Origin of the sequence: Streptococcus sp. HMSC063B03 (assembly GCF_001836965.1) — a bacterium.
Taxonomy (GTDB): Bacteria; Bacillota; Bacilli; order Lactobacillales; family Streptococcaceae; genus Streptococcus; species Streptococcus pneumoniae_F.
In genome coordinates this window covers 205789-219135 of sequence record NZ_KV831064.1, presented here as the reverse complement: position 1 = coordinate 219135, position 13347 = coordinate 205789, and the positions used below count along the sequence as shown (strand labels likewise).

Sequence of the window (13347 nt, the reverse complement as noted above, 5' to 3'; positions counted from 1 at the left end):
AATCTACCTCCTATTATACCACAGATAACAAGAAAAAGGACTAGTCTATCAGCTTTGCTTCTCTTTTATCCTTCTCTACTAGCTAGTGCTGTTTCTATCTTTTAAAAAAGCTCATAAAATTAAAATCGTGCAACTTTTTTCAGATATTTTTAAAAGATTGATTTCATTACCTCTTTCCTTTATACTGGATAAAAAGGAGAATAATATGTCAGAAACAAATCACGAAATCGATTCAAATTTTGCAGGTCGTTTAAATATCCTGCGTGCGGGCGTTCTTGGTGCTAATGATGGAATTATTTCCATTGCTGGTGTGGTTATCGGGGTTGCCAGTGCTACAAGCAATATCTGGATTATCTTTTTATCAGGATTTGCAGCTATTTTGGCAGGTGCCTTTTCAATGGCTGGTGGAGAATATGTATCCGTTTCAACTCAAAAAGATACCGAGGAAGCAGCCGTTGCGCGTGAGCAAGTCTTGCTAGATCAAGATATGGAACTAGCTAAAAAGTCCCTCTATGCTGCCTATATTCAAAATGGCGAGTGTGAAACATCAGCCCAACTTCTCACCAACAAAGCCTTTTTAAATAATCCGCTTAAGGCTTTGGTAGAGGAAAAATATGGGATTGAGTATGAAGAGTTTACCAATCCTTGGCACGCTGCTATCTCTAGCTTTATTTCTTTTTTCCTTGGTAGCTTACCACCCATGCTTTCAATTACCATTTTCCCAAGTGAATACCGCATCCCTGCTACTGTCCTTATCGTCGGTGTGGCCCTTCTTCTCACTGGTTACACTAGTGCCAAACTTGGAAAAGCCCCAACCAAAACAGCTATGATTCGGAACCTCGCTATTGGCCTCTTGACCATGGGAGTTACTTTCCTTCTCGGACAACTTTTCAGCATTTAGAAGACAAGAAATACCTCGATTTCAAAATCGAGGTATCTTTTTTACATTTGCACAATCTTGCGATAACTTCTTGAAGTAATCATGAAAATCAGCACATAGGCGATGAGGAAGATAGCGCAGATAGACAAGGTCACAATCAACATCATATTCGTATCTATTACACCAATCACTTTTAAAATCAGACTAAGCATATGGTAGGCAAAGGCGAGATGTATGAAGGCAAAAAGCAAAGGAAGGAAGAAAACAGTTAAAACCTGTTTGTTGATGGTTTGCTTGATTTGCTTTTGATCTAAACCAACTTTCTGCAAGATAATAAAGCGTTCACGGTCTTCATAGCCTTCAGAAATTTGTTTGTAGTAGATGACCAGAACGGTTCCGATCATAAAGATAATGGATAGGAAAATACCGATAAAGAAGACACCACCAAAGAGGGCACTCATCTGAGCACTAGCATCTGCTAGATTGCTTCCATACACATAGCTACCTTCAGTGTTTAATTGAGCATTAAACTTTTGTAAGTATTTTTCATATTCTTCAGCGACTTTGAGTTGTTCTTCTTCACTGATATTTACATTTATACCACCGTAAAGCTGATTATAGATAGCCGAATCTGGAAATTGGTCTAAAAATGCTTGTAAATCAGGTACAACAAGGTAATTGTAATCAGTAGTAAAAATATTAAACTGATTTGGGACATGGTTCACAATAAAATCTGTATTAAATTCTTCTTTTACAGAAAATTGATGGTTATTTAGAGTTAGAGCTTTCTGTCCTTTCAGTCCATCATTCTTAGCGAAGAGGCCGACCTCATTGCCTGATAGAGAAAGCTTCTGACCAGTCATATTTTCATAGTCTTTTTGGTCAAATACCATGAAGACTGTTTTAGGTTGAACACGATTTTGTCCCCTTTCAAAAATGGTTAACTTGGTTCCTTCTTGATTTGCAATACCAAAGTTACTGTAACGAAGCACTTCTTTCTCTTTGACACTATAACCTTTGTCACTTGCAAACTGGCTCAAGAGTTTGTCCAAATCTTCTTTTTCAACATTTTGTCCAGTAATTCCAAAGTCGTGCGGATTCATCACTTTTTTAAAGGATTCTGAGGCATTGAAAATACTAGTAGCTGCTGACATGGTTACCAAAACCATTGTTGACAAAATAGCGATGGTTGCTAGTCCAACCGCATTTTTCTTCATACGGAAAATCAAGTTGGACACTGAGATGAGATTATTAGGTTGGTAATAGTATTTCTTGTTTTTCTTTAAGATTTGTAGGAAGACTGTAATCCCTGCATTAAACAAGAGATAAGTACCAAATATAACCAGCAAAACAGCTAGAAAGAAGGTTGTTAGGGCTGTAAGGGGATCTTTTACGGTAAGGGAAAGATAATATCCAATTCCTAAGCTAATAGAACCAAGAATAGTTTGAAGAGGAAGGAAACGACCTCTTTTCTCTCCGCTTGCTTTCTCACGCGAGAGCTGGAGGGCATTCATACGGGCGATTCGAAGGGCATTCAGGAACATGAGGCCTAGGAAAATCAATCCAAAGACAACAAGTACTGCAATAACAACATTCATTTGGAAGGTAGCGACCAGCTCAACCTTCAATTTCATCAGTTTGAGCAAGAAAGCGAAAATTAACTTATCAAACAAGGCTCCAATACCGATACCCGCTCCAACAGTTAGAATCCCAAATACCACTAACTCCTTAAAGGTCATACTGATAAGATGACGCTTCTCCAAGCCCAACATGCCATAAATTCCTAGTTCCTTGGAACGGTTCTTCATGACAAAACTATTGGCATAGAGGACGATAATGGCTGACGCAAGGGTGACGACAAACATACCAAATCCAAGTGTAGCCTGAATGGTTGTTCCTCCACGGATTTCAGCAATCTTGGGATTGAAGGTTAGAGAGTAAAAGAGATAGGTGACAGTGACTGCCAAGAGAACAGCCAGCGCAAAAGGATAGTAGAGTTTGCGGTTTTTAATCAAGTTCGATACCGCTAACTTATTGGTTAATCGAAACATACTAATTCACCTCGCTTGCCATGACAGTCAAGGTATCAGAGATTTCTTGGAACATCTGACGTTCTGTCTTATCTCCACGGTAGATTTGGTTGTAAAGAATGCCGTCTTTGATAAAGAGTACACGTTTAGCTCTGCTAGCTGCTGCTGTTGAGTGGGTTACCATAAGAATGGTTTGGCCGCGCTCATTGATTTCATCAAAGACATCAAGTAAGGCTGCAGAGGACTTGGAATCAAGGGCTCCTGTTGGCTCATCAGCAAGGAGAATTTCAGGTTCTGTGATGATGGCACGAGCTACTGCTACACGCTGTTTCTGACCACCTGAAATTTCGTAAGGGTACTTCTCTTGCAATTGGTTAATTCCCAGATTCTCAGCTGTCACCACCAATTTCTTCATCATCTCCGTAATGGGTCTTCTTGACAAGACAAGGGGAAGCAAGATATTATCTTTTACAGAGAGAGTGTCTAGCAAGTTAAAGTCTTGGAAGACAAAGCCCAGCTTTTCACGACGGAAGCTAGAAGCCTGTGAATTTTTAATAGTTGCAGTGTCAGTTCCATTCAAGTAAACCTGCCCACGACTTGGTTTATCCAGCATAGCTAGAATATTGAGAAGAGTTGATTTACCAGAACCGGACTCACCCATGATAGCAACGTAGTCGCCCTTTTCTACGGTAAAGTGAATATCCTTGAGGGCCTCTACTTGGTTGCCCTGAAAACGAGTTTTATAAATTTTTTGAACGTGTTTTACATCTAAAAGTGTCATGAGAATCTCCTTTCTTAATATCCCATCAAATGAAATGTCGCTTGCATCATAGCGCATCCCAGCTGAACGCGCTCGATATCTTTGTGGCTTGGTTTTCTTGTTTTCTTCTGTAAGATTTGTTTCATGATGTTACTCCTTTGTTCTTTATGAGTCTAGTTTACATCAAAAAAAGACCGCTTGCCATAACCTAACCTTACAAAAGAGACTTTAATCTTACATTTTTGTAAGATTGGAGAATTTTTTGAAAATATCTACTATACGAAGTCCTATCATCACTTGTTTTATTTTTAAAAAAAGAGTAAAATAAAATTATGAAAGGGTTTTCTTCGACACCTTGTAAAACTTTAGTTTTTTAGTGCTTATTTTAAAAAGTAGTAAGCTATAATTCGCATAACTGCAATGAAGAGGGAGGTTGAGCTCCCTCTTTTTTAGAAAGAGGTTCCTATGAAACGTATATTTCTCTTCATCAGCAATCTTCTTCTGACACTCTTTCTGATTGGTGCTTTGTCCTTTTGGAAAGACTCTCTTCCACAAATCCTGTTCCCAGGTGCAGCAGTATTAAGCGGGCAAGCAGATTATTCTACCGTTAAGGAAAAATTAAATAGTCTTGCTAAAGAACATAATAGTCTTATCGCAAGAACCATTTGGGAAGTAGATAGTGATGGAAAATCACAAACTTACTACGAAGTTTTTGGAGATGGGAAACTTCCAGACTGGATGCCTCAAGCAAGTCAAGAAAGTATCAATAAAAGTAATCTTCTCAACAATTACAATATTATCAGTGGCTCGCTAACAAATCAAGAATTAGCTATTCACCTTAAACAACTTGGACTAGAAAAAGTTAATACATTTGAAAATAATAGAGTCTCCTTCGTATTGACCCTCATTGCCCAACCCAATCAACTTACTAGTCTTTTCATTTTTTTATTAACCTTTTTATCACTTATTGTTATCGGACAGATTCAATCTCTCTCTCAATCAGGAATAAGACTGATTAATGGAGAACGTCTCAGAAATCTCTTCTTTCGTTCTGTCATAAGAGACGGACTTGATATCCTTCTTTTCGGCTTGCCTGCTTTCCTAATAGCTAGTGTTTTAGTAATTTACCTAGGCTATCCTTATGAAATTCAGACTTTTTTAGTAATACTATTTATTTTTTATAATAGCCTGCTTCTCTTGCTAAGTCTTCTCATCGCTTTTCTTTTTACTATTTCTTTGAAAAGAGTTCATCTTCTCTCTATCATTAAAGGAAAATTACCAATTAAGTCAATTTTACGTATTCTTTACTTTGGTCAAGCTCTGTCTATCTTATTAGTTATTGTAGGATTTGGGCGCTTGTCCATTGATCATCATATATTTATGAAAAATGAGGCTGGACAAGCTACTTGGAAACAACACTCCAATATTGTTAATCTTCAAACAGGTCGTTCAAGTCAAAGAAAAAATATAGATGAACTCAAAATGAATGCTAATAAATGGTTTGACTTTATTCAATATTCTTTAGAAAATGGAAATGCCTTTCTAGTCAAACATAATCTCGCTATTCAAGCTATAAAACATTCTCTTTCAAGTCATAATGATTCTGAACAAAATCCCTATGACTTGGAAGGGAAAAATATTCTCTATGTAACACCTGACTACTTCAAAAAAGAAGGTATAGAGTTTACATCAGAAACCTTTAAAAAAATCAATAATCTAAAAGATGGACAGGTTCTTGTAATACTACCTCAAGAACAAAAGAAAAATGAGGAACAAATAAAACAAAACATACAAGAAGATTTAACTAATCGATTATACAGTAGTGATACAAAGCATAGAGTCGAAGTTAGTATAACTTATACTGATCAAAAAAAAGATGTATTCATTTATAATACTACCCATATTTCTTATGATCAATGGTTGTCAACCCCTATTTTTATCGTAGTTTCTCCTAAGGCACTTGGAAAAGATTCTTCTATATTTTGGTTTACGAATCTAGAATATCTCTATTTTACCGATTTACAGCAAACACAAGAACTTTTGAAGTACTATCAACTTGATCCTATGATTTCAGGATTATCCTTTGCTAGAGAGACCTACCTCCAGTTAAATCAAAAAATTAAAATCGAAATTTATAGTAATTTAGCGAGTGCTATATTTGCTATTTTGACTTCAATTTTGCTGTTTACAAGTTTAAACCTACTCTATTTTGAAGCCTTTCGCAAAATCATATTCTTGAAGAAAATAGCAGGCTATTATTTCTTTGAATTATACAGTAGATATATCACGTCTCAAATAATAGCTCTCTTTGTCGGAAGTAGTCTAGCTTTCATTATTTCTAAGAATATCTGGATTACCCTGATTTTATTTCTCAGTTTTTCAGGTTTAGCTGTTCTTCTATTGAAAATCTGTGATAGAAAGGAAAGTAAAACCTATGCTAGCATCATCAAAGGAGGATAGTATGATTGAATTACAACATATTTGGAAACAATTTGGTTCTCGTATCATCTTTTCAGACTTGAGTCTTAATTTTCAAAGTGGTATGGTGTATGCTTTGATAGGAGATAGTGGTTGTGGAAAAACCACTTTGCTGAATATGCTAGCAAAACTAGAGACTTTTGATAAAGGAGAAATAATTTATAAAGGAAAGTCTTTGACTTCACTAAAAAACAACGAATTCTATCGTAACGAACTAGGTTATCTCTTCCAGAACTTTGGACTATTAGAAAGTCAGACCATTCGAGAAAACCTTGAGCTGGGAATGATTGGTAAAAAAAAGAACAAGAAACAAGAAAAAGAGAGACTTCTTCTTCAAGCACTGCAAGCTGTAAGACTGGATTATCTATGTCTCAACCAAAAAATCTTTGAATTATCTGGTGGTGAAGCTCAACGCGTAGCACTTGCAAAAATTATCCTGAAAAATCCTCCTTTGATTCTAGCTGATGAACCAACCGCCTCACTAGACCCTAAAAATTCCAAGGAAATTATGGAAATTCTCCTTGAACTTCGTAATGCAAATAGAACAATTATCATCGCAACTCACAATCCTAGTATTTGGAAAATGGCTGATCAGGTAATTCGTCTTTCTAAAGACGAAACAGATTATAATTAAATACCAAAATCCCTTGTCGCTAAATAGCAACAAGGGATTTTCAGTCATTTATGTCACTTCTTTTAAATAGTGCAAATAATAAATATTTCCTGTTAAACCTCACCAAAACCAGCCTTCATTATCGTCAATGGCTTGGGCTTCTTTGCGTTTGCGTGGGCCTGTTCCATACATTTCTGCTTCAATTTCTTCCTTGGTAGGCATGATAGAAGCTAGGATGATATAGATAATCACGCCAAGGCCAAAGTTTGCGACTGTAAAAATGGCAAACAGGAAACGAACAAGGGTAACATCAAAGTTCCACTTATCTGACAGACCTGCCAGAACTCCTGAAATCATGCGATTTCGTCTCATTTTATAAAATTTACTGTTCATGATTTTTCCTCTTTCTGCTAGGTTAGACATAGTATATCACGGGTAGGCTCGGCTTTCATCAGTCCTCAGGCTGATTTATTAGTAGCAATTTACCTCGACAAAGTCCACAGCGATAGCGTTTGGTATCAATCCTACGCTTGCGATGATACCTTTGCTGGCAGGATTGACAACGATAAAGTTTGAGTGGTTTAGAGTGGCTATTTGTCAAGGAGGGCACAAAGCGTAATCCATCCACTGCTTTCAACAGTTCCTTAAAATCCCGATCCTTGTGTTGATAGCCCTTCCCTTGAAAATAGAGGTGATAATGACAGAGTTCATGGCGGACAATTTTCCTAAAAACATCCAGACCGAGTTCCTGATAAACCTTGGGATTAAAATCCAAATGCCCATCTTTGGGGAAAAATCGCCCACCTGTCGAACGTAGACGCCTATTCCACTGAACATGATGGATAAAAGGTTTGCCGAAGTCTTCTAGTGAAACCTGCTTAACGTAATCAGTCAGTTTCATTTGGAGCGAGGAGCGACAGATTGACTTTTTCACGTTCAGTATCGATTTTCTTAACCCAAACCGTTACCAAATCTCCGACTGACACTACTTGGCTAGGATGTTTGATAAATTTGCGACTCATATGGGAAATGTGAATCAAGCCGTCTTCGTGAATTCCAATGTCAACGAAGGCACCAAAGTCAACTACATTACGCACCACACCCTCTAGCTTCTGGCCTACCACTAGATCTTTGATATCTAGGACATCTTGGCGAAGCACAGGTGCATCAAAGGAATCACGGAAATCTCGACCTGGTTTGAGAAGGTCTGCAATGATATCTTTAAGAGTTTCTGGTCCAAGGTCTAGCTCTTGCGCCATTTCCTTGACTGAAAGCGACTTGAGTTTGCCTTGGGCTTCTTCGTTTAGGTCTTTAATATCTAAACGTTTGAAGAGTTCCTTAACGGCAACGTAATTTTCTGGGTGAACTCCTGTATTATCAAGGATGTTGCTACTTTCAGGGATACGAAGGAAACCAGCTGCCTGTTCAAAAGCCTTAGCACCCAGACGAGGAACTTTCTTGATTTGGGCGCGTGAAGTGATTTTTCCCTCTTCCTCACGGTATTTGACGATATTTTCAGAAATGGTTTTATTGAGTCCAGCTACGTGTGAAAGAAGAGCTGGGCTGGCCGTATTAATATTAACACCGACTTGGTTCACCACGGTATCCACGACAAAATCCAGACTTTCAGACAATTTCTTCTGGCTGACATCGTGCTGGTACTGACCGACACCAATTGACTTAGGATCGATTTTGACCAATTCAGCAAGGGGGTCCTGCAAACGACGGGCGATAGAGATGGCAGAACGCTTTTCAACGGTTAAGTCTGGGAACTCCTGACGAGCAAGTTCGCTGGCAGAATAGACCGAAGCACCACTTTCATTTACAATGACATAACTAACCTCAGGAAAATCTTTAAGAACTTCCGCCACAAAAGCTTCACTTTCACGACTGGCCGTTCCATTACCGATGGCAATAATTTCCACGCCGTATTGACCAATCAAATCTGCCAAATCTTTCTTGGCTTCTTCGATTTGACGAGCAGAGGCTGGTTTGACAGGATAAATAACCTGAGTTGTCAGCATTTTTCCAGTTGCATCAACAACGGCTAGCTTGGCACCTGTACGAAAGGCAGGGTCAAACCCAAGAACCACGCGCCCTTTCAGCGGAGCAACCAAGAGGAGATTACGTAGGTTGTCCGAAAAGAGTTGGATAGCTCCTTCTTCTGCTTTCTCAGTTAGTTCTGTCCGAATACGACGCTCGATAGCAGGCAAGACTTTCTTTTTAACAGATTGCTGAACCACTTCATCAATATAAGCATTTTTCACCTTGAAACGAGTAGCAAAGAAGGCAAGAATACGGTCCGTCGCATGTTCAAAACCGACCTTCAAGACACCTAGCTTCTCCCCACGATTGAGGGCCAAGGTACGATAACCCTGCATATTTCCAACTGTCTCTGAAAAATCATAATAAATCTGAAAAACCTGCTTTTCATCGAGACTTTCATCCTTGACTTGAGAAGTGAGTTTAGAGTGTCTCAGCACTTCCTGATAAGTCATAGCACGTAAATTGACATCCTCCGATAAGGCTTCGACCAAGATATCAACTGCACCAGCTAAGGCTTCCTTGCCAGTCGCAAATCCTTCACAGACGAACTTTTCAGCTTCCTTCTCTAAGTCAGTTACATTCTGCAAAATCAAGCGAGCAAGAGGAAAGAGTCCAGCTTCACGGGCAATGGTTGCCTTAGTTCGACGTTTTTCCTTGTATGGAAGATAGAGTTCTTCTACATCTGCTAGTTTTTCGGCAGATAAGATAGCTTCTTCCAATTCTTTAGTTAGCTTGCCTTGTTCTTGAATTTTGGCTAGAACAGCTTCTTGACGATCATTAAGGTTGGTCAAAGTCTTATCCAAGTCAATAATGGCCTTGATAGCCACTTCATCAAGACTACCCGTCATATCCTTTCTATAACGAGCAATAAAGGGAATAGTTGCCCCTTCAGCTGTTAAAGACAAGACAGTATCAATTTGTTTTAAGGTCACACCCAAATCTTGGGAAATTTTTAAATATTTTTTATCCATAAACCTATTATACCATAAGCTAAACGTTTCAAATTACCTCTTACAATTTTAAAACATAAGTTGGGAAATAAATTTACTTCATTTCAATATTCTATTCATTGAGAAGGTTTCAATTTAGAATTCTACTAGATTACAAAAGAATCTATGAGTAACTTCACTGTTTTTATTTTTTACAAAACGCTTTATAAAGCTATTTGTTGAAATTAACGAATCAATTTTCAGAGCAAATAAAAAATCGCAAGCCTGAGCCTGCGGAGGGGATAATCTTTTTTGAAATTTTTAAACAAAAAAGGAGCATTTAAGCTCCCTCCTTTGAAATAACGGACACTTGGCTGGTCGGTGTACCCAGCATCTCAGATACCTTTTTCAAGGTGCGGCAGGAACCTTTCTGCCCTCAAATGTCTTTCGTTAATGTTATTCTAGCACTATCAACTTTTTTTGTCAAGTTTTCTCAATCTACCAGACTTGATACGACTTTGTAACTTGAAATCTTGTAAGCGATACATGGTCGGAACATAAAAGAAATCTCCACTTTTATGTAACTTGATGGCAACAAGAACATTATCATCAAATCTTTTAACATATTCAAAACTAGCATCTTTCTCTCGTGGATTAATGCCGACGAAATCTGGGTTCCTTAGTATGAGTTCTAGGTCTTCGATATGATGAATCACATCATTATGATGCCGTTTCAACATATGACTTCTTAAACCTTCTTTGTTAACTTTGATATCACTAGCTTCAAGAACAATATTAAAAATTTCTTTTACTTCGTCAGTAACCTGACCGATTTTTTCGTGTTCCATCATTTCCTCCGTTATTCCACAATTATTATATCACAATCATAGTGTATATTAGGATATATCAAGCTCTATTATTCGTTAGATACTCAATTTTAACTTTTCCCTTTTCCTCAAAATAATAGTATAATAGAGGTAGAATTTAGAATCGAGGTATCACTATGGCAGTAAAATTTACAAAAACGGACGACTTGGACAAGATGTTTGAAGAGTTTGCGAAACTCCCTGATTTGAAACAAGTCACTTTCCCAGATGACAAAGAGAAAAAAGCCAAAGCAGAAAAGAAAACTAGATGACTGCTTTCCAACAACTCCCGTCTAGTGTGCTTCAGACTGGGGCTATTTTTCTCTCCATTATCATTGAAGCCCTACCCTTCGTTCTGATAGGAAGTATTGTCTCAGGACTGATTGAGGTTTATATCACACCTGACAAGGTTTATCATTTTCTCCCTCGAAATCGTTGGGGGAGAATCTTTTTTGGCACCTTCGTCGGGATGCTTTTTCCCTCTTGTGAATGTGGAATTGTCCCCATTATCAATCGTTTTCTGGAAAAGAAGGTTCCCAGTTACACAGCCGTTCCCTTTCTTGTAACAGCACCTGTTATCAATCCTATTGTTCTATTTGCGACCTATTCTGCCTTTGGCAACTCCTTCCATGTCGCTCTATTACGAGCTCTAGGTTCCATTCTTGTAGCTGTGATACTTGGGATTTTTCTAGGATTCTTCTGGCAAGAATCGATTCAGAAAGAAAATCGTTTGGTCTGTCATGAACATGATTTTTCTCACTTGACCCCTGCAAAAAAAGTTTTTCAGGTTTTTGTGCAAGCCATTGATGAGTTTTTTGATATGGGACGCTATTTGGTATTTGGCTGTCTTTTTGCCTCTATTATACAGGTCTATGTTCCGACTCGTATTCTTACTTCTATCAGCGCAACCCCTCTTTTTGCCATCCTGCTCTTGATGCTTTTGGCCTTTCTTCTTTCTCTCTGCAGTGAGGCGGATGCCTTTATCGGTGCTTCTCTTCTCTCAAGTTTCGGATTGGCACCAGTTCTGGCCTTTCTCGTCATTGGCCCAATGCTGGATATCAAAAATATTCTCATGATGAAAAATTACTTGAAAGCACGATTTATCAGTCACTTTATTACGATTGTGACTCTTGTCGTCTTAGTGTATTCTCTCTTGATTGGAGTCATCCTATGATTCGATTTTTAGTTTTAGCTGGCTATCTTGAACTGACCATCTACCTCCATTTATCGGGCAAATTAAACCAGTACATCAACATGCACTATTCCTATCTGGCCTATATTTCCATGGTGCTTTCCTTTATCTTGGCTATTGTTCAATTGTATATCTGGATGAAGCAAGTCAAAACCCACAGTCATCTGAACAGCCGAATGGCTAAGGTGACGAGTGTTGCTCTTCTTGCCATTCCAATTGTCGTTGGCTTAACTTTTCCAACTGTTAGCTTGGATTCTCAGACCGTTTCAGCAAAAGGCTATCACTTCCCCTTATCAGAAGGCACGGATCAATCCATTCAGACGAGTGAAGGGACGACAAGCCAATATTTGAAACCAGATACCAGTTCTTACTTTTCAAAATCAGCCTATGAAAAGGAAATGCGAACTGCGGCGGATAAATACTTGTCCCAAGATAGTATTCAGATTACGAATGAAAACTATATGGAAGTCATGGAGGCTATCTATGACTATCCAGATGAGTTTGAGGGTAAGACAGTTCAGTTCACAGGCTTTGTCTATAACGACCCCAGTCATGCCAATAGTCAATTTCTGTTCCGCTTCGGCATTATTCACTGTATCGCGGATTCAGGTGTCTATGGATTGCTGACCAAGGGAAATACCCGTCAGTACGAGAACAACACCTGGATAACAGCCAAAGGAAAACTGGTCAATCACTACCATAAAGAACTCAAACAAAATCTCCCAACATTGGAAATTGACAGCTTTACCAAAGTCGATAAACCAGAGAATCCCTATGTGTATCGCGTGTTTTAAAAAGAGACAATATCAGAGTTTCTGCATTACAGAATTCTAATATTGTCTCTTCATTTTTTCTTATGCTCATTTCAATCCAACATACTAGCTTATTTTTTAATTTTTTCTCTAATAAAATGTTGAGAAACCCATTTAGAATAGCTTATCATTTTTTCATCAGTTAAAGCTCCTACCACTATAGTCACACACATATCAGCAGCTTCTTCCGCAGAAAAAGAAAAGTGATAACCATTTAATTGTAAAAATTGAACCAAAACATAAAAGGCTGTTCGCTTATTGGCATTGGCAAAAACATACTTCTTTATCAATCGGACAAATAATATTGTTGCGTTATCAAAAATTGTTGGATAAAAAGGTTTACTAAAACCAAATTATTCTGGTAAGTTCACAATCATATTTAACGCTGAAGGACTAACTGTTTGAATTTGCTTATTTGGAGAATACCGTTGAATTACTAAAGCATTGATTTTTTCAATTTACTCTTCCGTTAAATATACTGTCATTTTTCCACCAAAGCTTTGAAAACTTCATCGTATTCATCAAAAATTGTATCCAGTTTTAAATCAAAGGCATCATCAGAAACATAAGAAATCTGATGTCCAGACTCTTCAGGAATAAAGATAATTTCGTCACTTGGAATATTGAATTCACTGGGAATCGTAATGGTAATTGAATTTCCTTGTTTTCTTGTTTTTACTGCCATATGATTTCCTCCTTTGAAGTATTGTAACAAATAAGTACGGTAATTACAATGATAGT

13 protein-coding genes and 1 pseudogene are annotated in these 13347 nt (G+C 37.9%); 6 read left to right on the top strand and 8 right to left on the bottom strand.

What is annotated here, in order from left to right:
- Positions 1–205 precede the first annotated feature (205 nt).
- Entirely contained in the window at positions 206–901 is a 696-nt protein-coding gene (locus HMPREF2628_RS09650) for a VIT1/CCC1 transporter family protein (protein WP_033681722.1), read from the top strand.
- 41 nt (positions 902–942) lie between these two features.
- On the opposite strand, the gene HMPREF2628_RS09645 is transcribed toward HMPREF2628_RS09650, so the two are convergent.
- Both HMPREF2628_RS09645 and HMPREF2628_RS09640 read right to left on the bottom strand, forming a co-directional pair.
- Complete coding sequence (locus tag HMPREF2628_RS09645) at positions 943–2931, bottom strand: ABC transporter permease (protein ID WP_070843023.1); 1989 nt, start codon at positions 2929–2931, stop codon at positions 943–945.
- Between the two features lies 1 nt (position 2932).
- Entirely contained in the window at positions 2933–3691 is a 759-nt protein-coding gene (locus HMPREF2628_RS09640; RefSeq protein ID WP_050390238.1) for an ABC transporter ATP-binding protein, read from the bottom strand.
- A 444-nt stretch (positions 3692–4135) separates the two neighbouring features.
- On the opposite strand from HMPREF2628_RS09640, the gene HMPREF2628_RS09635 reads away from it, so the two are divergent.
- Both HMPREF2628_RS09635 and HMPREF2628_RS09630 read left to right on the top strand, forming a co-directional pair.
- Positions 4136–6130 carry a DUF1430 domain-containing protein gene (locus HMPREF2628_RS09635; protein ID WP_070843022.1) on the top strand — a complete coding sequence of 665 codons (1995 nt, stop codon included), beginning with the start codon at positions 4136–4138 and terminating at the stop codon, positions 6128–6130.
- Position 6131: 1 nt separating this feature from the next.
- Positions 6132–6782 (top strand): ABC transporter ATP-binding protein, encoded by a 651-nt coding sequence (locus HMPREF2628_RS09630; protein ID WP_070843021.1) that lies wholly within the window; start codon positions 6132–6134, stop codon positions 6780–6782.
- 99 nt (positions 6783–6881) lie between these two features.
- Here the strand turns inward: HMPREF2628_RS09630 and HMPREF2628_RS09625 are convergent, their stop codons facing one another.
- From HMPREF2628_RS09625 to HMPREF2628_RS09610, 4 genes are all read right to left on the bottom strand, one after another.
- Complete coding sequence (locus HMPREF2628_RS09625) at positions 6882–7154, bottom strand: PspC domain-containing protein (protein ID WP_001085044.1); 273 nt, start codon at positions 7152–7154, stop codon at positions 6882–6884.
- 58 nt (positions 7155–7212) lie between these two features.
- Positions 7213–7662 carry a SprT family protein gene (locus HMPREF2628_RS09620; protein WP_033686984.1) on the bottom strand — a complete coding sequence of 150 codons (450 nt, stop codon included), beginning with the start codon at positions 7660–7662 and terminating at the stop codon, positions 7213–7215.
- A complete protein-coding gene (locus tag HMPREF2628_RS09615) occupies positions 7649–9778 on the bottom strand; it encodes a Tex family protein (protein WP_070843020.1) in 2130 nt (709 codons plus the stop codon). Before HMPREF2628_RS09615 ends, HMPREF2628_RS09620 begins: the two co-directional genes overlap by 14 nt.
- A 428-nt stretch (positions 9779–10206) precedes the next feature.
- A complete protein-coding gene (locus tag HMPREF2628_RS09610) occupies positions 10207–10584 on the bottom strand; it encodes a PBECR3 domain-containing polyvalent protein (RefSeq protein ID WP_070843019.1) in 378 nt (125 codons plus the stop codon).
- Positions 10585–10739: 155 nt separating this feature from the next.
- Between HMPREF2628_RS09610 and HMPREF2628_RS11185 the strand changes: the two genes are divergently transcribed.
- From HMPREF2628_RS11185 to HMPREF2628_RS09595, 3 genes are read left to right on the top strand one after another with little or no spacing between them, the layout of a single operon-like run.
- Positions 10740–10874 (top strand): SPJ_0845 family protein, encoded by a 135-nt coding sequence (locus HMPREF2628_RS11185; RefSeq protein WP_070843018.1) that lies wholly within the window; start codon positions 10740–10742, stop codon positions 10872–10874.
- A complete protein-coding gene (locus tag HMPREF2628_RS09600) occupies positions 10871–11776 on the top strand; it encodes a permease (protein ID WP_070843017.1) in 906 nt (301 codons plus the stop codon). Before HMPREF2628_RS11185 ends, HMPREF2628_RS09600 begins: the two co-directional genes overlap by 4 nt.
- Positions 11773–12588 carry a TIGR03943 family putative permease subunit gene (locus HMPREF2628_RS09595; RefSeq protein WP_070843016.1) on the top strand — a complete coding sequence of 272 codons (816 nt, stop codon included), beginning with the start codon at positions 11773–11775 and terminating at the stop codon, positions 12586–12588. The genes HMPREF2628_RS09600 and HMPREF2628_RS09595 overlap by 4 nt, the downstream gene beginning before the upstream one ends.
- A gap of 89 nt (positions 12589–12677) precedes the next feature.
- Here HMPREF2628_RS09595 and HMPREF2628_RS10635 read toward each other — a convergent pair.
- Both HMPREF2628_RS10635 and HMPREF2628_RS09590 read right to left on the bottom strand, forming a co-directional pair.
- Positions 12678–13064, bottom strand: a pseudogene (locus HMPREF2628_RS10635) (type II toxin-antitoxin system death-on-curing family toxin).
- 23 nt (positions 13065–13087) lie between these two features.
- On the bottom strand, positions 13088–13291 hold the full coding sequence (locus tag HMPREF2628_RS09590; RefSeq protein WP_070843015.1) for an AbrB/MazE/SpoVT family DNA-binding domain-containing protein: 204 nt from the start codon (positions 13289–13291) through the stop codon (positions 13088–13090).
- Positions 13292–13347: the final 56 nt, after the last annotated feature.

Excerpts from the sequence above, each read along its gene's own strand:
- HMPREF2628_RS09650 (WP_033681722.1), top strand. The coding sequence starts at position 206 with ATGTCAGAAACAAATCACGAAATCGATTCAAATTTTGCAGGTCGTTTA.
- HMPREF2628_RS09645 (WP_070843023.1), bottom strand. The coding sequence starts at position 2,931 with ATGTTTCGATTAACCAATAAGTTAGCGGTATCGAACTTGATTAAAAAC.
- HMPREF2628_RS09640 (WP_050390238.1), bottom strand. The coding sequence starts at position 3,691 with ATGACACTTTTAGATGTAAAACACGTTCAAAAAATTTATAAAACTCGT.
- HMPREF2628_RS09635 (WP_070843022.1), top strand. The coding sequence starts at position 4,136 with ATGAAACGTATATTTCTCTTCATCAGCAATCTTCTTCTGACACTCTTT.
- HMPREF2628_RS09630 (WP_070843021.1), top strand. The coding sequence starts at position 6,132 with ATGATTGAATTACAACATATTTGGAAACAATTTGGTTCTCGTATCATC.
- HMPREF2628_RS09625 (WP_001085044.1), bottom strand. The coding sequence starts at position 7,154 with ATGAACAGTAAATTTTATAAAATGAGACGAAATCGCATGATTTCAGGA.
- HMPREF2628_RS09620 (WP_033686984.1), bottom strand. The coding sequence starts at position 7,662 with ATGAAACTGACTGATTACGTTAAGCAGGTTTCACTAGAAGACTTCGGC.
- HMPREF2628_RS09615 (WP_070843020.1), bottom strand. The coding sequence starts at position 9,778 with ATGGATAAAAAATATTTAAAAATTTCCCAAGATTTGGGTGTGACCTTA.
- HMPREF2628_RS09610 (WP_070843019.1), bottom strand. The coding sequence starts at position 10,584 with ATGGAACACGAAAAAATCGGTCAGGTTACTGACGAAGTAAAAGAAATT.
- HMPREF2628_RS11185 (WP_070843018.1), top strand. The coding sequence starts at position 10,740 with ATGGCAGTAAAATTTACAAAAACGGACGACTTGGACAAGATGTTTGAA.
- HMPREF2628_RS09600 (WP_070843017.1), top strand. The coding sequence starts at position 10,871 with ATGACTGCTTTCCAACAACTCCCGTCTAGTGTGCTTCAGACTGGGGCT.
- HMPREF2628_RS09595 (WP_070843016.1), top strand. The coding sequence starts at position 11,773 with ATGATTCGATTTTTAGTTTTAGCTGGCTATCTTGAACTGACCATCTAC.
- HMPREF2628_RS09590 (WP_070843015.1), bottom strand. The coding sequence starts at position 13,291 with ATGGCAGTAAAAACAAGAAAACAAGGAAATTCAATTACCATTACGATT.